Genomic DNA, 348 nt, shown 5'->3' with positions numbered 1-348 from the left:
GAAATCGGGATTATAGCGGTAGCCCTTGCCCTCTTTCACAATCATGCGCTTGTTCACAAGAAACTTGTTAAGCGACACAAGAACATTGCGTCCACGCTCGTAACCGATACTCGCATAACCCTGTTTCAATGCCGCTATGACATTGGAATAGCCTTGTACCACCTGCTTGCCGAAACCGTTCTCCAACGCTTCCCGGTGTTGCCGTTCAGTCAGTTCCGCAAGCGAAAAGTTCCTGTCCTGCTTAGGTTGTTGGAATACATAATCATCCACGATTTCGGGTAAAGCGTTGTCATTGATACGGAATGCGAACGGGTCAAATTCCCGGTCACGTATGTGCATCGCCTTTAC

At 48.6% G+C, this 348-nt stretch carries 1 pseudogene; it reads right to left on the bottom strand.

Annotation, left to right across the window (positions count from 1 at the left end):
* Nucleotides 1-348: pseudogene (locus DWX84_RS21380) on the bottom strand (mobilization protein); the annotation flags it as partial.

Origin of the sequence: Parabacteroides sp. AF21-43 (assembly GCF_003635435.1) — a bacterium.
Taxonomy (GTDB): Bacteria; Bacteroidota; Bacteroidia; order Bacteroidales; family Tannerellaceae; genus Parabacteroides; species Parabacteroides distasonis.
The sequence above is the reverse complement of the archived record's forward strand: the minus strand, read 5'-3'. Positions and strand labels throughout refer to the sequence as shown.